General features: G+C 42.3%; 18 protein-coding genes and 2 riboswitches. Of the genes, 6 read left to right on the top strand and 12 right to left on the bottom strand.

Translation table 11 applies throughout. The features are described from left to right. Positions 1 to 9: 9 nt before the first annotated feature. The 6 genes from LF822_RS05280 to LF822_RS05305 all read right to left on the bottom strand — a co-directional run bounded on the left by LF822_RS05280 (position 10) and on the right by LF822_RS05305 (position 7848). Positions 10 to 1557 carry a 2-isopropylmalate synthase gene (locus LF822_RS05280; protein ID WP_253922891.1) on the bottom strand — a complete coding sequence of 516 codons (1548 nt, stop codon included), beginning with the start codon at positions 1555 to 1557 and terminating at the stop codon, positions 10 to 12. Continuing rightward, positions 1544 to 2575 (bottom strand): ketol-acid reductoisomerase, encoded by a 1032-nt coding sequence (gene ilvC / locus LF822_RS05285; RefSeq protein WP_253922892.1) that lies wholly within the window; start codon positions 2573 to 2575, stop codon positions 1544 to 1546. The genes LF822_RS05280 and ilvC overlap by 14 nt, the downstream gene beginning before the upstream one ends. Before the next feature lie 24 nt (positions 2576 to 2599). Continuing rightward, a complete protein-coding gene (gene ilvN, locus LF822_RS05290; protein ID WP_253922893.1) occupies positions 2600 to 3121 on the bottom strand; it encodes an acetolactate synthase small subunit in 522 nt (173 codons plus the stop codon). Next, positions 3118 to 4833, bottom strand: a complete 1716-nt coding sequence (ilvB, locus tag LF822_RS05295; RefSeq protein ID WP_253922894.1) for a biosynthetic-type acetolactate synthase large subunit — start codon at positions 4831 to 4833, stop codon at positions 3118 to 3120. Before ilvB ends, ilvN begins: the two co-directional genes overlap by 4 nt. Before the next feature lie 367 nt (positions 4834 to 5200). Continuing rightward, positions 5201 to 6106, bottom strand: a complete 906-nt coding sequence (gene ilvE / locus LF822_RS05300) for a branched-chain-amino-acid transaminase (protein ID WP_253922895.1) — start codon at positions 6104 to 6106, stop codon at positions 5201 to 5203. Positions 6107 to 6981: 875 nt separating this feature from the next. Further along, on the bottom strand, positions 6982 to 7848 hold the full coding sequence (locus LF822_RS05305) for an SMP-30/gluconolactonase/LRE family protein (RefSeq protein ID WP_253922896.1): 867 nt from the start codon (positions 7846 to 7848) through the stop codon (positions 6982 to 6984). Between the two features lie 160 nt (positions 7849 to 8008). Further along, a riboswitch (SAM riboswitch) is annotated at positions 8009 to 8117 on the top strand. A gap of 73 nt (positions 8118 to 8190) precedes the next feature. On the opposite strand from LF822_RS05305, the gene LF822_RS05310 reads away from it, so the two are divergent. Beyond that, the gene (locus LF822_RS05310; RefSeq protein WP_253922897.1) at positions 8191 to 9315 is read left to right on the top strand and encodes a methionine biosynthesis PLP-dependent protein; all 1125 of its coding nucleotides are present in this window, start codon (positions 8191 to 8193) and stop codon (positions 9313 to 9315) included. After that, complete coding sequence (gene metC / locus LF822_RS05315; RefSeq protein WP_253922898.1) at positions 9308 to 10489, top strand: cystathionine beta-lyase; 1182 nt, start codon at positions 9308 to 9310, stop codon at positions 10487 to 10489. The genes LF822_RS05310 and metC overlap by 8 nt, the downstream gene beginning before the upstream one ends. A gap of 219 nt (positions 10490 to 10708) precedes the next feature. Here the strand turns inward: metC and LF822_RS05320 are convergent, their stop codons facing one another. Further along, positions 10709 to 10912 carry a hypothetical protein gene (locus LF822_RS05320; RefSeq protein ID WP_253923501.1) on the bottom strand — a complete coding sequence of 68 codons (204 nt, stop codon included), beginning with the start codon at positions 10910 to 10912 and terminating at the stop codon, positions 10709 to 10711. A 134-nt stretch (positions 10913 to 11046) separates the two neighbouring features. Continuing rightward, positions 11047 to 12345, bottom strand: coding sequence for a Na+/H+ antiporter NhaC family protein (locus LF822_RS05325; protein WP_253922899.1), 1299 nt, complete (start codon positions 12343 to 12345; stop codon positions 11047 to 11049). Positions 12346 to 12420: 75 nt separating this feature from the next. Next, positions 12421 to 12526: riboswitch (SAM riboswitch) on the bottom strand. A 219-nt stretch (positions 12527 to 12745) separates the two neighbouring features. Here LF822_RS05325 and LF822_RS05330 point away from each other — a divergent pair. Continuing rightward, complete coding sequence (locus LF822_RS05330) at positions 12746 to 13393, top strand: YczE/YyaS/YitT family protein (RefSeq protein WP_253922900.1); 648 nt, start codon at positions 12746 to 12748, stop codon at positions 13391 to 13393. Here LF822_RS05330 and LF822_RS05335 read toward each other — a convergent pair. From LF822_RS05335 to LF822_RS05345, 3 genes are all read right to left on the bottom strand, one after another. Beyond that, a complete protein-coding gene (locus LF822_RS05335; protein WP_253922901.1) occupies positions 13390 to 13905 on the bottom strand; it encodes a hypothetical protein in 516 nt (171 codons plus the stop codon). The genes LF822_RS05330 and LF822_RS05335 overlap by 4 nt on opposite strands. Before the next feature lie 24 nt (positions 13906 to 13929). Further along, positions 13930 to 14595: an HAD family hydrolase gene (locus tag LF822_RS05340; RefSeq protein ID WP_253922902.1), complete on the bottom strand. Its 666-nt coding sequence runs from the start codon at positions 14593 to 14595 to the stop codon at positions 13930 to 13932. Between the two features lie 117 nt (positions 14596 to 14712). Beyond that, the gene (locus LF822_RS05345) at positions 14713 to 14868 is read right to left on the bottom strand and encodes a DUF1540 domain-containing protein (RefSeq protein ID WP_253922903.1); all 156 of its coding nucleotides are present in this window, start codon (positions 14866 to 14868) and stop codon (positions 14713 to 14715) included. A 199-nt stretch (positions 14869 to 15067) separates the two neighbouring features. Between LF822_RS05345 and LF822_RS05350 the strand changes: the two genes are divergently transcribed. The 3 genes from LF822_RS05350 (at position 15068) to LF822_RS05360 (ending at position 18996) form a co-directional block, all read left to right on the top strand. Further along, positions 15068 to 16627 carry an ABC-F family ATP-binding cassette domain-containing protein gene (locus LF822_RS05350; RefSeq protein WP_253922904.1) on the top strand — a complete coding sequence of 520 codons (1560 nt, stop codon included), beginning with the start codon at positions 15068 to 15070 and terminating at the stop codon, positions 16625 to 16627. 266 nt (positions 16628 to 16893) lie between these two features. Continuing rightward, the gene (locus tag LF822_RS05355) at positions 16894 to 18018 is read left to right on the top strand and encodes a DUF2515 family protein (protein WP_253922905.1); all 1125 of its coding nucleotides are present in this window, start codon (positions 16894 to 16896) and stop codon (positions 18016 to 18018) included. A gap of 33 nt (positions 18019 to 18051) precedes the next feature. Beyond that, positions 18052 to 18996, top strand: a complete 945-nt coding sequence (locus tag LF822_RS05360; RefSeq protein WP_253923475.1) for a nucleoside hydrolase — start codon at positions 18052 to 18054, stop codon at positions 18994 to 18996. Between the two features lie 10 nt (positions 18997 to 19006). Here the strand turns inward: LF822_RS05360 and LF822_RS05365 are convergent, their stop codons facing one another. Continuing rightward, the gene (locus tag LF822_RS05365; protein ID WP_253922906.1) at positions 19007 to 19234 is read right to left on the bottom strand and encodes an anti-sigma-F factor Fin; all 228 of its coding nucleotides are present in this window, start codon (positions 19232 to 19234) and stop codon (positions 19007 to 19009) included. Positions 19235 to 19282: the final 48 nt, after the last annotated feature.

Consider the following 19282-nt stretch of genomic DNA (forward strand, 5'->3'; position numbering starts at 1 on the left):
TTTCCCCTCCTATAGTTGGACTTGTTCTGCTACGTGAGATGGTTTAGCGTGCAATGTGCGGTTTACAGCGTTCAAGAATGCATGAGCTGAAGCTTCAAGCACGTCCTGAGCAGAGCCTCGTCCGGATGCTTTGTAACCATTAACCGTTAATTGAACATAAACCTCAGCCAGTGCGTCTCTTCCTTTACCAATAGAGCTTAATTGATAATCCTGAAGGTGAACTTCTTCATCTAACAATTCATCGAGTGTATTGTAGATGGCTTCTACGCTTCCTTCTCCAGTACCGGCCTTCTCAACTTCTTCTCCATCAGGACGAGTAAGCAGGATCGTTGCAGTCGGACGATTGATGCTGCCATATTGAACTTGAAAAGCCTTCAAATCATATTTTGGTACATCTTCGTTCTCTGTCTGCTTATCAGCTAAAATAGCAAACAAATCTTCATCTGTAACTTCTTTCTTTTTACCAGTTAACTCTTTAAAAGCGCGGAACGCTTCTTTCAACTTAGATTCTGATAATTCAAAACCGAATGATTCAGCCTTCTGTTTAAAGGCATGGCGTCCGGAATGTTTGCCGAGCACAAGATTATTAGAATCTATACCGACCATTTTTGGTGTGATAATTTCGTACGTAGTTGCTTCTTTCAGCACGCCATCCTGGTGAATACCAGATTCATGTGCAAAAGCGTTACGTCCGACAACTGCTTTGTTGCCTGGCACCTGCATACCTGTAAGCTTACTAACTAAGTCACTCGTACGTTTAATTTCTTTTAGAACCAGGCCTGTCTGATAATCATAACGATCTTTACGAATTTCAAGCGCTACTGATACTTCCTCAAGGGCAGCATTTCCTGCACGTTCCCCGATTCCATTAATGGTTCCTTCAATTTGACCGGCTCCCGCTTCGATAGCAGAAAGCGAATTGCTGACGGCCATCCCAAGGTCATCGTGGCAGTGAGCGGATAGAATGACTCCTTCAATATTTGGAACGTTCTCTCTCACATATTTAAAAAGCTTAGCGTATTCATCGGGCGTCGTATATCCAACTGTATCCGGAAGATTAATTACATCTGCCCCCGCATCAATAACCTTTTCAATAATGTGAACGAGAAAGTCGTAATCTGAGCGAGTGGCATCTTCTGCTGACCACTGAACTTTAGGAAAGCCTTTTTCTTTCGCATAGGCGACAGATTCGACAGCAATTTCTACAACTTCCTCAGGAGTTTTCTTTAGTTTGTGAGTCATGTGAATTGGTGAAGTAGCTAAGAAAACGTGCAGCCTTGGCTGTGCTCCGCCTTTTAAAGCGTCCCACGCTGCATCAATATCACTTTTAAAGGAACGGGCTAAGCCGGTTACCGAACAGTTACGAACAGTATCTGCAATTTCTTTTACTGCATCAAAGTCTTCTTGTGAGGAAGCGGGGAAACCCGCTTCCATAATATCTACACCAAATCGTTCTAATTGCTTTGCAATCTCAATCTTTTCAAGACGATTTAAGTTAACACCAGCTGACTGTTCTCCGTCTCGTAGTGTAGTGTCAAAGACATTAACGCGAGCCATTATTGACCACTTCCTTTTCTTTTGATTGAGATTTCTTAACAAAAGGCATTAACTCACGTAACTCTCTACCCACCTTCTCGATTTGATGATTGTTTTCTAAATTATTAATAGCGTTAAACTCTGCACGGTTCACCTGGTTCTCAAGGATCCAGCCTTTTGCAAACTTACCTGTTTGAATATCGGAAAGTACATCCTTCATACGGGCTTTTGTATCTTCGTTAATTACACGCGGTCCGGATACGAAGTCGCCCCACTGAGCAGTATCGGAGATGGAGTAACGCATGCCTTCAAGTCCGCCTTCATACATAAGGTCTACGATCAGTTTAAGCTCGTGCATACATTCGAAGTAAGCAACTTCCGGCTGATAGCCCGCTTCTGTAAGAGTTTCGAAACCTGCTTTTACCAGACTGGACAATCCACCGCAAAGGACAGCCTGCTCACCGAATAGATCTGTTTCAGTTTCCTCCTGGAAAGAAGTTTCCAAAACACCTGCGCGGCCTCCGCCGATGCCTTTTGCATAAGCAAGAGCGATTTCGCGGGCTTCGCCGGATACGTTTTGCTCAACACCGAATAGTGCCGGTACACCTGCTCCTTCTTCAAAAGTACGGCGTACAAGGTGTCCCGGTCCTTTTGGAGCTACTAGAAAGACATCTACATTACTTGGAGGAACCACTTGGTCAAAGTGAACGTTAAATCCGTGAGCAAATGCCAGTGCTGCTCCTTCTTTTAAATTAGGTTTGATTTGTTCTTCATAGATTTTTGGCTGATATTCATCTGGAAGCAGTACCATAACTACATCCGCTTCTGCTACAGCATCCGCTACTTCTTTCACTTCCAAACCGTCCTGCTCTGCTTTATCCCATGATTTGCCTTGTCTAAGTCCAACGACCACATTGTGTCCGCTCTCCTTAAGGTTTTGTGCATGAGCATGACCTTGAGATCCGTATCCGATTACTGCTACCTTTTTGCTTTGTAGTACCTCGTCTTGAATGTCGTTGTGATAGTAAACTTGTGCCATGTTAATCTCCCTTTCGTTTGTAAGTTATTTTAGTAGTGAATAAGATTTAATTTCGGCTACCTGCGGCTGATGACCTCTTGTAAAGGCCGTCAATCCTGTTCTTGCAAGCTCTTTAATGCCATATGGTCTAAGCAGATCGATCAAAGCATCTACTTTATCCGAATTTCCTGTTACTTGAACCGTCATGCTTTCGCGGCTTACGTCAATGACTGTAGCTCTAAACGGCTCTATTATTCCTTGAATTTCACTGCGGATCTGCGGGTTGCTGATCACTTTCACCATTGCCAGCTCCCTTGCCACAATCGCTTTATCTGTTATATCAGATACTTTTAGAACATCAATTTGTTTATTAAGCTGTTTTGTCAACTGCTCTAATTTACGCTCATCTTCAACTTCCACAACGAACGTCATTTTAGAAACGCCCTCGGTTTCGGTTCGGCCCACTGAAATGCTTTCGATGTTAAATTGTCTCTTGGACAGCAGTCCGGTTACCCTGTTTAATACACCGCTTCTGTTGTGAACGATCGCAGTAACTATACGTTTCATCGTGTCACCCCAATCATTTCATGAAGTCCTTTACCTGGAGCGATCATTGGATACACATTTTCCATCTGCATGACGCGGCAGTCAATGACAGCCGGCTGGTCATTGTTGAGTACGTCCGGAAGTACTCTTTCCAAGTCTTCCTTCGTTTCAATTTTGTAGCCTGGTATTTCATAACTCTCGGCAAGCTTAACAAAATCGGGCTGTGACTGAGCAAGTGAATGAGAATAACGCTCTTCATAGAATTTCTCCTGCCACTGTCTCACCATTCCAAGTGCCTGGTTATTAACAATCACTACTTTTACAGGAATCTTTCTTTCCTGCAGCAGGGAAAGTTCCTGCATGGTCATTTGAAAGCCGCCGTCGCCCACAATGGATATAACGCTGGCTTCAGGTGATGCCAGTTGAGCTCCGATTGCTGCAGGGAAGCCAAATCCCATTGTCCCAAGGCCTCCGGATGTTACCCATTTGTTCGGCTGATGGAAGCTGTAATATTGGGCTGCCCACATCTGGTGCTGGCCTACGTCTGTTGTTACTATTGATTTTCCCTGCGTGTAAGCATGCACCTTTTTCATGAGCCATTGAGGTGAAATTTGATCTTCATAATCATCGTGCCAAAGCGGGTACTCAACTTTATTTTTGTTCGTTTTGTCCAACCATTCTTGATGGTCAAGCTTTGCAGCATCCCGTTTGTTTAAAGCTTCAAGTGCTGCTTTCGCATCGGATACAATAGGAATCGTAGTTGGTACGTTCTTGCCAATTTCAGCAGGATCGATATCAACGTGTGCTACTTTAGCATTTGGAGCGAAGTGCTCTAAATTTCCAGTCAACCGGTCATCGAACCTTGCTCCTATATTGATAAGCAGATCACATTCGTACAGGGCCCTGTTGGCTGAATACGTCCCGTGCATACCGCCCATTCCCAGAGAAAGTTCATCGCTTCCCGGGAAGCTTCCAAGCCCGAGCAGCGTGGTTACCACTGGAATGCTGTAATTCTTTGCGAAGTTTTGCAGATCTTCAGAGCCTTTTGAATGAATTATTCCTGCTCCAGCCAGAATTACCGGCTTCTTCGCCTGCAATAATGCATCGTGAAGTTTATTAATTTGCAGCGGATTCGGGTGTACTGTCGGCTGATATCCCGGCAGGTGAAAGGTGGACTCTACATCCTTTTCATGAACCTTAGAAGAAATATCTTTAGGGATATCGACCACTACAGGCCCGGGACGTCCAGTAGTCGCTATATGAAAAGCTTCCTTTACAACCCTCGGCAGCTCCTCAATTTGCTGAACTTGATAATTATGCTTAGTGATCGGGGTAGTAATTCCCATCACATCAGACTCCTGAAAAGCATCAGTACCAATGACTCCTTTAGCTACCTGCCCGGTAAATATTACAACCGGGAGTGAATCCATCATTGCATCTGCAATGCCTGTGATTAAGTTCGTCGCCCCCGGTCCGGAAGTTCCTATTACTACTCCCGGCCGTCCAGAAACTCTTGCATAACCTTCCGCTGCATGGATAGCCCCTTGCTCATGGCGGGGCAATACATGGTCAAAAGAGCCTTCAGCACGGTAGATCGCATCATAGATTGGGAGTACCGCCCCTCCTGGATAACCGAATAAAGTGTCAACACCCTGTTCGATCAATGAATCTACCAACAAATCGGCTCCTGTACGCGGCGCTGTCTTAACTTTCTGAGCTGCTTCAGCCTTCATTATTTCATCCCTCCTAAATTACATATAAAAAGACCTTTTCATCCTCAATTCCTCTACAAATAGACACTTGTAGAAAGAACGGAGGGGTGAAAAGGTCTTGGTTATTCCACGGTACCACCCTCATTTACGCACTATAACTGTACGCCTCAGGGAGCTTCATCAAACATAAGCTCCATTTTGATAACAGGTGTGTTCTTGGGTACACCTGATCCCACCTACTAGACTAGTCTTTCAGTCGGGACACTCAAGGATGATGTCGGAATAAGGAGCATTTCCGGGCTTCCAGCAACCCCGGCTCTCTGTAAATGCCTGAACTTATTCCTTTATTCCTGTCTTCGAGTTAACAGATTCAATTGTGTCACTGATTTCAGCTTACCTGTGCTTTATCTTTAGATGGATAAACCTGATAGCCGTCAGTAGTTGTAATTTTTCTGAATTCCGATAATAAATGGTTTGTTACTGCACCGGGGCTTCCTTCGCCCACTTTACGCTGATCGACTTCCACAACAGCAATTACTTCAGCTGCTGTGCCTGTTAAGAATACTTCATCAGCTACATATACATCATGTCTTGTAAATGGTTCCTGTTTTACTTTATAACCATGCTCTTCAGCAAGATCAATGATAGCGTTACGTGTAATTCCTTCTAAAGCTCCTAAATAAACAGGAGGAGTATAAATCGTTCCGTTTTTCACAATAAAAATGTTGTCTGCTGAGCCTTCTGTCACATAGCCTTGATCATTCAGCATGAGTGCTTCGTCTACGCCTGCCTGATTTGCTTCAAGTTTCACTAAGATATTATTGAGGTAGTTTAAAGATTTCACTTGTGGTGGCAGTACGTCTGGTCGATTCCTTCTGCTCGATACAGAAGCGAGACGAACGCCGCGTTCATATAATTCTTTAGGAAATAAAGCAAGTGCTTCAGCAATGACAACCACGCGCGGATTTGCACAGCTGGACGGGTCTAAACCTAAGTTGCCCGAGCCTCTTGACACAACGACGCGGATATAAGCCGTTTCCAGCTGGTTTTTGCGGACGGTTTCAGCAATAATCTGCTCCAACTCCTCCTTTTCGTATGGAATGTGAAGCATGATTGATTTGGCTGAATCATAGAGGCGTTTTAAGTGTTCGTCTAGTTTAAAGATGTTGCCTTCGTAGACACGAATGCCTTCGAACACCCCGTCGCCATATAAGAAACCATGGTCATAGACGCTTACTACGGCCTCACTTTTATCAACGTATTCTCCGCTTAAGTAAATCCACTGGCTGCTCATTTAAAGCACTCCTTTCTTTTTAAATTTTGTTTAACATACATATTAGTTTAAGGGTGACCCCGTGCAGGCATGCACTCCTGCACGATCAGGTCAAAAGGTCAATCTTCCACATGAATCAACTTGCGCGGCCACTGGTTTCGGTAGCGATATAGTTGATTGAGGACTACTTTAACGCCAATTCAGGAAAAGGTCAACAGGTTTTCTGTAAGTTTTCTGACTACTTCGATTATTGAATTAATTTAGAAAGCGTTTTCATTCAAGCTACGCATGAGTTAAACGGATTAATGTACTATTTATTTTTTTCTTTTTTATCTGAAAAATGAAGGGTTCCCCTCCATGAATAACCGATAAAAATGCCTATTTTGAGCCTATTTTTACAAAATGTCGATATAATAAAGAAAATACAATCGGATTCGGGTTTCATCCATATCGTCCGAAATGGAATAAAGCATAAATGAACTGGAAGATTGATAAATTCAAACCATATAAAAATATTAAGGCAGACGATACGTTCGACAGATTACCGGATGAAGGTACAGCGAAGAAATTAACCTGTTGAGAAGCCCATTCGACAAATAACCATGCAATAATTTGCATAGTAAATTTTTGAGCACTCTGCAACGATAAACTCGCTTAAACTGAAATTCTTTTGTAAGAAGTTTGCAGCAACTAAAATTAAAACGAAGTGAATCTAATTGATCGTTTCATACTGTCGTAGATTCACACTTCTTTAAAATCAGTGGATATAGGGTGTATTAATATAGTAGAAACTAGAAAAAAGCCTGCATCAAAAAGATGCAGGCTTGCCATTTTAAATGATTCATATACCGAGTTTCTTCCTATTATATGTGTAACATTTTTAAGTGGTTTTATATTCACCCTTTAAATTTATAATTATTCGTTCCTCTCACACTTGTTTTCACTTTGAAAACTCCGCCAGCTAAAGGGTATTTATCTAATTCTTCTTCACTCATCCCTTTTCTTGCAGTAGTAATGAATAAGTCTGCAGAGTCCTCACCTCCAAATGTGCAAGAAGTAGCATTAGGTGCAGGTACCTCTACGAAGTCAAGTTGTTCATTAGTAAACGGGTTCCACCTTGATACACCAAACCCTGCAAAATGCGCAATCCACAGCATCCCTTCCTGATCTATTGTCATTCCGTCAGGATAACCGGCTCCCTCTGGAAATTCGACGGCGACCTCAGGATTAGAGATTGCAGAAGTTTCTGGATCGAAATGGTAACGAAGAACTTTCATTGTCGGCGTATCAATGAAATACATCCACTCCTCAGTCCAGACAAGCCCATTGGATATACCGATATTTTTAATTTTACAATCGTAATTTAAATCTGTATCCAGGCAGTATAGTGATCCTGTTGTTTTACTTTCCTCCATGTCCATCGTACCCGCCCAGAAACGGCCTTGAGGATCACATTTCCCATCATTAAATCGATTGGCTGGCTGATCCGTTTCAGGATCTACGATCAATTCCGCCTTCTCATTATCTGGATCGATAAAATATAAACCATCCTGCAGGGCAGCTATTAACCCTCCACTATCTCTGACAGCTACAGCGCCTGGATAGGCATGCAGATGAATATATGTAATATTGTTGGTTTTAAAATTGAATATTCCTATTTTTTTCTTGAGAATATCAACCCAGTAGAACTTTTTATCAGCATCGTCATAACACGGTCCTTCACCTAAAAGTGATCGACTATCAATAAATAATTCTGCTTTCATTAATACTTCTCCCTTCACCGTCTCTTACATACCTTCTTTCTATTAAGAAGACAGAGAATCCTGTTTGTTTTAAAAGATTCTCAAAATTCATTCTATCCCCTTGTCAAACTTTTATCAGTAGTGTACTCTAGGATGAAGGAATTAAATAATTATCATAACGCTCTTATCTAGAGAGGCAGAGGGACTGGCCCGTCGAAGCCTCAGCAACCACTGGTACGACCAGTAAGGTGCTAACTCCAGCAAGTTGTTTTCAACTTGAAAGATAAGAAGGAGAATTTAAACAACAAAGTCTTCTTCTTATAAGAAGGCTTTTTTTATTTTATTTTACAAAGGGGAATGACCATGTGTTGTAGAAAAACGGAAACAAAACTAGTTCATACAGGAAAAAATAACGGGGATGCTTCTGGCGCAGTAAATGCCCCCGTCCACTTTTCTACTGCGTATGAACACCCGGGATTAGGAGAATCTACAGGGTTTGATTATACAAGAACAGGTAACCCTACACGTACTCTGCTTGAACAATCTGTCGCCGATCTTGAAAAAGGGAAAGCTGCTTTCGCTTTTAGTTCTGGCATGGCCGCTATTCAAGGCGCATTATCAATATTTAAAACCGGAGATGAAATCGTCGTATCTGAAGATGTTTATGGAGGCAGCTACCGTTTCTTCGACTACCTTTCCAATCATTACGGGATTAAATTTATTTATTGTGACAGCAGAAAGCTGTCTCAAATCGAAAACTACATAACGGAGGATACGAAGGCATTGTATATTGAATCGCCGACTAATCCGTTGATGCATACCGCTGATATACCGGCGATTTCGGAAATTGCTAAAAAGCACGGGGCTCTGCTCCTGGTCGACAACACTCTTTATACTCCTTTACTGCAGCAGCCGTTAACAGAGGGAGCTGATATTGTTATCCACAGTGCTACAAAGTATTTAGGCGGTCACAATGATGTATTGGCTGGACTTCTTGTAGCAAAAAATGAAGAACTCTGTGAAAAGTTAGGCTATTTTCAAAATACAGCCGGCGCCGTTCTCTCCCCTTTCGATTCTTGGCTGCTTATGAGAGGGATGAAAACTTTATCCTTACGAATGGAGAAACACGAAAGTAACGCGCTATCCTTAGTTGAATACTTGAACAATCATGAGGGAATCACGGACGTCTTCTACCCCGGACGCGGCGGAATGCTTTCATTTAGACTGCAGTCCGAATATTGTGTAGACCCGTTCCTAAGAAGCCTTGAGGTCATCACTTTTGCAGAAAGCCTCGGCGGAGTGGAAAGCTTTATTACGTATCCAACGACTCAAACACATGCTGATATCCCTGAAGAAACTAGAAACCGCTACGGAGTCTGCAATAAGCTTCTGCGCTTTTCAGTAGGAATAGAGCATGTCGAGGATTTGAAAAATGATCTGGATCAAGCTCTGGCAAATTTAACGAAGGAGGAAATATATCATGACTAATAAGCATACTTTTCAAACACGTCTACTCCACAACGACCACAAATTTGATCGTAATACAGGTGCTGTCAGTGTCCCGATTCAGCAGGCTTCTACATTTCACCAGGCTGATTTTGATAATCCCGGGATTTACGACTACAGTCGTTCGGGAAACCCAACCCGGGACGCATTAGAGGAAACTATTGCAAGTCTTGAGAAAGGTACGCACGGATTTGCTTTTGCTTCAGGAATGGCAGCTATTTCTACTGCATTTATGCTTCTGTCGAAGGGGGATCACATCGTTATATCTGAAGATGTTTATGGCGGCACCTTCCGAATGATTAACGATGTGCTTGGACGTTTCGGGATTGAACATACTTTCGTTAATATGACCGATCTGCATGAAGTAGCGACAGCTATTAAACCAAACACGAAAGTCTTATATATTGAGACTCCGTCCAACCCTTTATTAAACATTACCGATATTCAAGCCGTGAGCAAGCTGGCAAAAGCGAACAACTGTCTTACGTTTGTAGACAATACGTTCATGACTCCTGCTCTTCAGCAGCCCCTTGACCTGGGTGCCGACCTTGTTCTTCACAGTGCTACTAAATTTATTGCCGGGCATAGTGACGTTGTAGCCGGACTGGCGGCCACAAATGATCCTGAGATAGGAGAACAATTAGGCTTTTTACAAAATTCATTCGGTTCTATTCTTGGAGCCCATGACTGCTGGCTCGTTTTAAGAGGCTTAAAAACGCTGGATTGCCGCTTAAAGCAGTCTTCAGAATCTGCGCACAAAATTGCCGAGTACTTGTCCGCCCACCCGCTCATAGAAGAGGTTTACTATCCAGGGTTTAACTGTCACCCAGGTTCTTCCACTCATGCTTATCAATCAAGTGGAGCCGGTGCAGTCTTATCGTTTAAATTAAAGGATGAAGCAGCTGTACGTACCTTTAGTCAGCATATTGAGCTGCCTGTATTTGCGGTTAGTCTCGGTGCTGTCGAATCCATCCTTTCCTACCCCGCAAAAATGTCACACGCTGCAATGCCTGAACCTGAACGTTTAAAGAGAGGCATCACCGGGGGACTGCTCCGACTGTCCGTGGGGCTTGAAAATCCGGAGGACCTAATACAAGACTTCGAAAATGGCTTAGAATATGTAAAAGCCGCAGAACAGCTTTCCGAAGTAAAGTAAAAAACGGCCGCATGCAGCGGATGTTCAGCTTGTAGAGAAACCCTGTGTTTTACTACAAGCTTTTTTTGTGCGTCCGTGCGGACAAATACCATTCGCTTTCCGCGGACGAACGCCCGAGCCTCCTCGTGAAAACCCCACTGCGGGGTCTCGGATCGCCCGTTTTTCCGCAGGAGTCTCCTGGTATTTGACCGCCCTTCACCAAAAAAGACTCTCCTTCACCTAACTCACCTTGGTTAGGTGAAGGGCAATCTTTTTCATGTTCTGGCAGGCAGCCGTCAGTAACGCCTGCTCTCGAACTTTTTCGGGGATAAAGGAGAAATCTATGTATTGGTCAATCTTACGGAGTAAGTGATTTTCCGGGACAAGCTCTTCAATCGTTACGATTTCCATTTCATTTTGTCGTTCTTTTCTGGACTGAAACAAAAGATCACCGCCTAAACAGATTCTTATCTATAGGCTAACAAATGAACGCGGTGAAAAATAAAAGAAATCAAAAAAATCAGGCTGTCGAGACTTTCTCGACAGCCTGAACAGCCGCATGCAGCGGCTGTTTTTTGTTAACTATTTTTAATTGTAAACTTAGGAAGTCCTAAACCGATAGCTATTATACCCGCTGCAGCGATCAGCATCGGATAAAAACAATACGGTACAATTTCGACAGGTGATATTCCTGCAACTCCTGCCACTGCAAGCAGCTGAGCCCCATAAGGTATAACTCCCTGCACAGCACTCGCAAAGATATCAAGCAGACTTGCAGACCGTCGAGAATCAATGCCAAAACGGTCCGCCATTTGTTTTGCTAATGGTCCCGCTGTAATAATTGAGATCGTATTGTTTGCAGTGGAGAAGTTGACTAAGCTTACCAGCCCGGCGATGCCGAATTCTCCACCCTTATAAGATGAAATGCGTTTACTGATGATTTGAAGAAGAAAAGCAATGCCGCCGTTTCTTCGAATTAACTCAACTAATCCTCCCAGCAGGACAGCCAGCATCGCAAGCTCCTGCATATTGGCAAAACCCTCTCCGACTAAAGAAACGAAGTCAGATATATTAATGTCTCCTAGTATTAAACCAACAATTCCTGCAAAAATAATTCCACCAAGAAGTACGAAGATAACATTTACGCCAGCGACCGCGAATACTAGAACGCCTATATACGGCAGAACTTTTATAAACTGATAGGCAGTATCCTCATCAATTGCTGAAGAGGCGTCTGCTGTTAAGACTCCAAAAATCACAGCCGTTACAATCGCTGCCGGAAGAACTATAAAGAAATTCGCTTTAAACTTGTCCTTCATCTTAGTACCTTGTGTCCGTACCGAAGCAATCGTGGTGTCAGATATAATCGATAAGTTGTCACCAAACATAGAGCCGCTGACAATAGCTCCCATGGTTAAAGCCAGTCCGATATCTGTTTGCTCTGCAACTCCAAGTCCGATAGGCGCAAGCGCGGCAATCGTTCCTGTGGAAGTACCCATTGAAATCGAAATAAAACAGCAGATAATGAACAGACCGATGAGCAGCAGATTTTCAGGCAGAATGCTTAATCCGAGGTTAACCGTTGAGTCTACAGCACCTACGCCTTCAGCTATAGAAGCAAAGGCACCAGCCAGTAAGAAGATGACTACCATTAAGATGATATTGGGGTGACCTCCCCCTTCAGTCAGCTGATTAACCTTTGTGTTAAAATCTGTACTGCGATTCATAAATAGTGCAGTCAAAATCGCAGCAAACACTGCCACTAATACCGGCATTTGATAGAAATCTCCGGTTATCACTCCTGATCCAATAAATAATATGATAAATACGCCAAACGGGATCAGCGCAAGTGGATTAGCTTTTATTTCTTCACTCATTCTATATCCTCCTTGTCTTACAGTTATCCAAATGAAAAAAAGCCTCTCACTAAGGAGAAGGCTTTGTTAACGACCCTCTCATCTTTCAAGTAAAAACTTGCCGGAATTAGCACCTTACTGGATTGTCCAGAGGTTGCTGAAGCTTCAACGGACCAGATTCCTCCACTTCTCTTGATAAGAAAAAAGCATTATTCATTTAAAAATCTAGACCTACTGTACAAGAAAGGAAATGTAATGACAAGGGATAAATACTCCAATATCCTTAGTTCCATTATTAGCATTATTCAGCCAATTAAAAAAAGATAGTCAAACCATGTTTTTAACCGTTTAGGATTGGAAAAAATTCGTAATCCCTTTATGATAGAATGAGCTGAATAGAAATATAAAGGAGGGCGATTATATGACGCTTCGTTCAAAACAACGGATCATATTTTACATGACAGGAATAGTTATTATGACGTTAGGTATCGCACTCACTATTCATTCCAAGCTCGGGACCTCGCCCTTTGACGCACTGCTAGTCGGGCTCTTTCGGACATTCGGCCTGACCATTGGCAGCTGGGAAGTCGTTGTAGCTTCTTCTTTAATCGTATTTAATGCGTTAGCGGAGAAGAAAAAGCCGGAGTATTTCGCTATAATTACGGCCCTCGTAACCGGCTTTTTTATTGACGTATGGGTTTTTTCTACAGAAGGATGGATCGCCCCTGAATCAGCTGGGATGCAGCTTGTCTGCTTGCTAGCCGGACTGTTATTTGCGGGACTGGGTATTGCTATCAACCTCCAGGCCGACTTTGCACCTAACCCATTTGACCGGACGATGCTTGTAGTGAGAAAGCTGACAGGTCTAAATGTGTCGTTATCACGAGCCCTGGTGAGCTTAGTACTAGCAGCTGCCGCCTTCATCTTTAATGGACCTATTGGAGTAGGAACGGTGATCATAACATTATTCAGCGGAGTCATCATTCACTTCTTTATGTCTTATGTAGAGAAAATGGATCAAGCCATGCTTCAAAGCTCGATCAAAAAACAAAAAGCTCACATTTCTTAACCGCGGTCTTGTTCTTTCAAGACCGCTTGATTTAAAGAACACCAGAAAATATGTACTAGACTTGCCAGTAGAGCTGTATCGACTTTTATTAATTCTTCGGAAGCCTCAATTTGAACTTTGTGGTTGAACATTCCTTTAACCTTAGTTGCCCCACTTCTATTTATACGACCTGTTTTCTTCCATGTAGCTTCAATTTTTATTGGGTCATGATTAAAAATTGCCGCATCGATGCGGTGCTTTTTCATGGAATTTTCGGGCGAATCAATCGTACCAATTTGTTTTCCTTCTTTAAATATGCTCCACTTCCGGCCCTTATTTAAAGAATCATTATTCTGGTGAATGGTATAAGCGTAGTTTGTTTCCTCGCTCTGAACTTCTAAATTCACCTCCCTGTATAACGGCCCCTCCACATCATAGTAGTACGGTGTCATATAGCCAACGATATATTTCCCTTTCTGGATCGCTATTTCTCTCGTGGAAGCTTTAAGTCTCGGAGGAATATATGTAATCATAAACCTGTACCCCTCTCTTTCTTCCTATGAACAAAGTTTCTTTATGATATCAGGAATCTCGTCGAGTTCACTGATTACGTGTTCAATACTATCTGCAGACCAGTAATCGTCTTTTTTTAGAACGCTGTGCATACCCACTGAGAGCGCAGCTTGAATATCTTTCTCAGGATGGTCTCCTACAAAAACACTTTCCTCCGCCATAACGTTAATCCTATTTAACGCTCGATGAAAAATGCGGGGGTCCGGTTTTTTCAGTCCTTCTTTCTCTGATATAAGAATTACATCAAAATAATGCTCAATCTCAAGAGCTCTAATATTTTGCATTTGAAAAGGATCTCTTCCATTGGTAATAATTCCTAACTGGTACCCCTGATTCTTTAACGTGTTTAACATACATGTTAATTTCGGAAAAGCTATACAGGATTGATGAAAAACATCAAAATAATCATGGATAAGCTCTTCAGTCAGGGTTTCTGTAATATTGAACTCTTCAGCCAGGCTTGCGTAAACTAGTTCCTTTGGGACGTATCCTTTTTCATCAAGCTTCATAAACCGTTCAACGTAATGAGATTCAGTCAATTTAGCCCTGAGCGTATGAAATCTGCTATATTGGCGACGGGCGAATCGTTCTAATGATTGGTCCCTATTCAGCAGAGTGCCATCCAAATCAAAAAGTACCGCTTTAATCACAAGAAAACACCACTTTCCTCAAGTCACTTCCAGAGTCTCCCCCATGAAAACTTTAATAAACTCATAAACCCTCTTTTTGGTGAAAGGGCAGTCAAAAGATGACTGCCCTTCAAAAATTTACATTTCTGGATCGAACGTTTTACAATCTGTTTCCTCTTGTTTTGTAGCTCGATCTCCAGCATGACTAACCACATAGATTGCGTCTGCAGTACATTTATTACCATTACTCCAGTATTTGCAGTTATTCACTTCACATAAGACATCTTTAGCCATAGGAATCACACACCTCCCTTACTGTTATTTTTCACAGTCGTAAGGGATTGATACGGATTTATATTTAAAAAATTGGCGACTATAATAAATTTACTTATATTGTACCATATGCTTTTTTCCAAACTTAAGGTTTATTGTTCTGTCTTTCAGCTTTATAATAGGAGAAGTATAATTTAACGAAGGAAAAGGTGTATATACGATGAGTTTACTCACAGTAAATAAATTAAGCCACGGTTTCGGTGATCGTGCGATTTTTGATGACGTTTCTTTCCGCCTTCTTCAAGGTGAGCACATTGGTCTAATCGGAGCGAATGGTGAAGGTAAGTCCACGTTTATGAATATTATTACAGGGCAGCTGGAGCCGGATGCTGGTACTGTTTCGTGGGCTAAGCGTTTGAGAATAGGCTATTTAGATCAGCATGCCGGCTTAAAACAGGGCATGACCATGCGCGACGTGCTGCGGACGGCCTTTCAATATTTATTTGATATGGAACAAGAGATGAACGAGCTTTTCGCCAGGATGGGTGAAGTAAATTCTGATGAGCTGGAAGAACTCCTTGAAGAAACAGGAAGACTTCAGGAGGCGTTAACAAACAATGACTTCTATACCATCGATGCAAAAGTTGAAGAAGTAGCAAATGGTTTGGGTCTCGATGAAATTGGACTGGATCGTGACGTTCACGACTTAAGCGGCGGACAGCGTACTAAAGTTCTATTAGCTAAACTGTTGTTAGAGAAGCCGGATATTCTCCTGCTTGATGAGCCGACAAACTATTTAGACGTTGAACATATAGAATGGCTGAGAAATTATTTGATTGCATATGACCATGCTTTTATTCTGGTCTCGCATGATATTCCGTTTCTTAACAGCGTCGTTAATTTGATATACCATGTCGAAAATCAGGAATTAACCCGTTACCCCGGTGACTATGAAGAGTTCCTGCGTGTTTATGACATGAAAAAGCAGCAGAAACAAGCAGCTTTTAAAAAACAGCAGAAGGAAATCGCCAATTTGAAAGACTTTGTCGCCCGAAATAAAGCTAATGCTGCAACGAGCCGGATGGCTATGTCCAGACAGAAGAAACTGGATAAAATGGATATTATTGAACTCGATTCTGAAAAGCCGAAGCCCTCTTTTCAGTTTAAAACGGCAAGAACCCCCGGCAAATACTTGTTTGAAACACAAGATCTCGTCATTGGTTACGATGAACCATTATCAAAACCGCTTCATTTATCGATGGAGCGAGGTCAAAAGATAGCTTTATCTGGTGCGAATGGCATTGGTAAAACCACTCTGCTTAAAAGTATTCTTGGAGAAATTGTCCCTGTCTCCGGCACTGTTGAATTAGGCGAACATCTACACATCGGCTATTTTGAACAAGAACTGAAAGAAGAATCAAACCAGACATGTATCGAAGAAATATGGGAGGAATTCCGCCATTTTACTCAGCAGGAAGTCCGGGGCTCCTTAGCAAAATGTGGTTTGACGAAAAAACATATTGAAAGTAAAGTCCAAGTGTTGAGTGGAGGAGAAAAAGCAAAAGTCCGCCTTTGCAAGTTAATCAATAAAGAAACCAACTTGCTCGTTCTCGACGAACCAACAAATCACTTAGACAAAGATGCTAAAGCTGAACTAAAGCGTGCACTAAAAGAATACAGGGGAAGCGTGCTTCTTATATCCCACGAACCTGACTTTTATCAAGATATCGTCACAGATGTGTGGAACTGTGAAAGCTGGACAACTAAAGTATTTCAGTAATTTTGTTAAAGGACTGTCTCCGTCGTGAAGCAGTCCTTTTTACATCAAATTGCAAAGTGAATTTCCCAGCCTTCACCTGGATGATCCCAAATCGTTTAATCAAATTGAGAGTTCCGTCCCCTCCCATCCGTGTTAAGCCCCTTTACAGACTGCATAACAACAGGTTGATGTGCAAAAACTAAGCCTTCCATTGTTTTTCCAAAAATCATGAAAAGGGAATTTCACCCATATACTTATAGGGGCGATAGAGGAAGGGGGCGATCGTCGTGTTTAACCGAACGAGACAGCACTTCAAACAATTAAAACGAAGTCTTGCCGGCTCATCAGTTCATACCAATCAGCAGGATCTTACGCAGGCAGAAACAAAAATAGTGGAACAAATCCGTATTACAACGGAGGCAAAAAATTTAAATAATATTACTCGAACCCAGGCTTATTTTGATTTTTATAAAGATCATCCTGAAATCCATTGGGCTTTACTGGCTCATCTTGTTTCCCGTAACGCAGGCTGGAATATGACCGATTTAAAAGGAGAATATTTGCCAAAGCTTTTAACAAATCAAGAGCAAGTGGACTTCTTCTCTTTCTTAGAACGAGGCAACTGGCTCATTTTTCAGGATGCCTACCCACAGCTCCTCCTGTATGCGGAAAGTAAAAAGCAGAACAGCCCCCTCTTTCACCTGCTCTCACCGCTTAAAATTTCTAAATTTATGAAGCCGTTCTGGGAAAATATGTGGACTGAGCAGCAAAATAAGGAATTGACGACAGCTTTGATTATTAATGAACAACACTATATCGAGGATCGTGTCATTCAAAATCCTGTCTATAAACATTCTGTCTTAAATACTTCATTGTTTAAGCTGCAGGAATTCTTAAGCTTTAATCACATCTTATTCCCGTACCGAACCACCGTCCAAAAGAAAATGAAGCTTGTCGGCGGCACAGTACACCACTTTTCCTCAGTGGAAGACCGAATTAATTTTGGAAAAAGTCTATATGATCTGTTGTTTTCTGTCCAAACTCGTCTTAAGCAGACCATTGATTGGGCTCTCCACCAGCCTCATAGTGGCTCAAGGAAAGATTATTGGCCAGACTTATTTAATGATATTAAAGAGTCTGCTCCTGATCAAGTTCATGAATTGCAAAGCAGTCCTTGTTCTCTTCAAACCAGCAAGCAGAGAATTTACAGTCCATCGCTGCGATCATCCTGGAACGATTGGAAGCATAGTGTGGCCGAACCAGGGGATTGGTGTCACAACCATAAGATGCTCCATTTTATAAAGAAACCAGCTGTACCTCTCGATGATACGATTGAGAAAAATTATTGTGCCACTATTGAAGAGCTCGAGATGGCGGCTTTCGCAAAAAATAAATGGTTTCACAAAAAATGAGGTGCTTATTTGGGAGGCTTTTCATTGAATAAGGTGTTAATTATTGCAGACCCGGGCGTCGATGATGCTTTTGCCCTAATGTATGCTCTTCATCACCCTGAGATTGAAGTGGTCGGAGTAATCAATGGGTATGGCAATGTAAGTCAGCAGCACTCGGTACGAAACACTTGGTACCTGCTAAAGCTGGCGGGTCAGGACGAGATTCCGATCATTCTCGGCGCCAGTAAGCCATTGACCGGCGACCCTCCTGAATATTTCTACGATATTCACGGCAAAGATGGGCTGGGCTCTCTTTCACCGGATACACCTGGTCATATTACCGTTTATCCTTTTTCAAAAGCTTACGAATTAATAGCCAGACATGGTGCTGAACTTACAATCGTTAACCTTTCCAGACTTACCACACTGGCGCTTATGTACCTTCATCAAGAAAGCAATATCAACCTGGTCAAAGAAATACTCGTTATGGGCGGAGCGTTTCATGTCCCTGGCAATGTAACCCACTTGGCTGAAGCCAATATTTATGGTGATCCCCTTGCAGCAAAAATTGTGACCACGCACGGAACCAATTTAACCTTTATTCCGCTCAATGTAAGTAACCGGGCCATTATCACAAACGATATCGTTTCACACCTTTCAAAGAATTCCGCCTCCCCTTTCGCCAAAATTATACACCCCATCATGTCCCACTACAGCACGCAGTACGAAAAAATGATCCCTAACATTAATGGAGCACCACTGCACGATGTAACACTATTTTCTTATTTATTGAATCCAGGACGCTACCATGACATTAAGCGTCAAATATTTGTAGTTGAAACCGGGCATTCAAAAGGCTTAACCCACGCCGACTTCCGCCCTGTACCTAATGTAAAAAAGGAATATCCCGAGCACACGATTATTATCGAATTTGATCCGGAATTCTTTCTTAAAGATTTTATTGAAGTAATGAATAACACCCTTACGTACAGAGCGTAAGGGCGCAGATTTAACTAAAAATATTGGGATCATAGCGTACAGAGGACTTATGCTCTGATTCCCGACAATCATCACACACTGTTCGAATCGCTAAACCATTTTCCCCCTCCATTTGTACGGTTTGTTCCTGGTCTGCATCATTTAACACATCCGAACCCAGCTGAGAGACATCTGTTTGTTTCGCATCAAGCTCGCCAACCTGACGATTACACTGCCTGCAATAATATTTAATTTTCATACCTTTCCCCCTTAAGAGGTTTTGCTGCTAGTTTGTTCGATATGAAAA

Origin of the sequence: Halobacillus sp. A5, assembly GCF_024189315.1 — a bacterium.
Lineage (GTDB): Bacteria > Bacillota > Bacilli > Bacillales > Halobacillaceae > Halobacillus_A.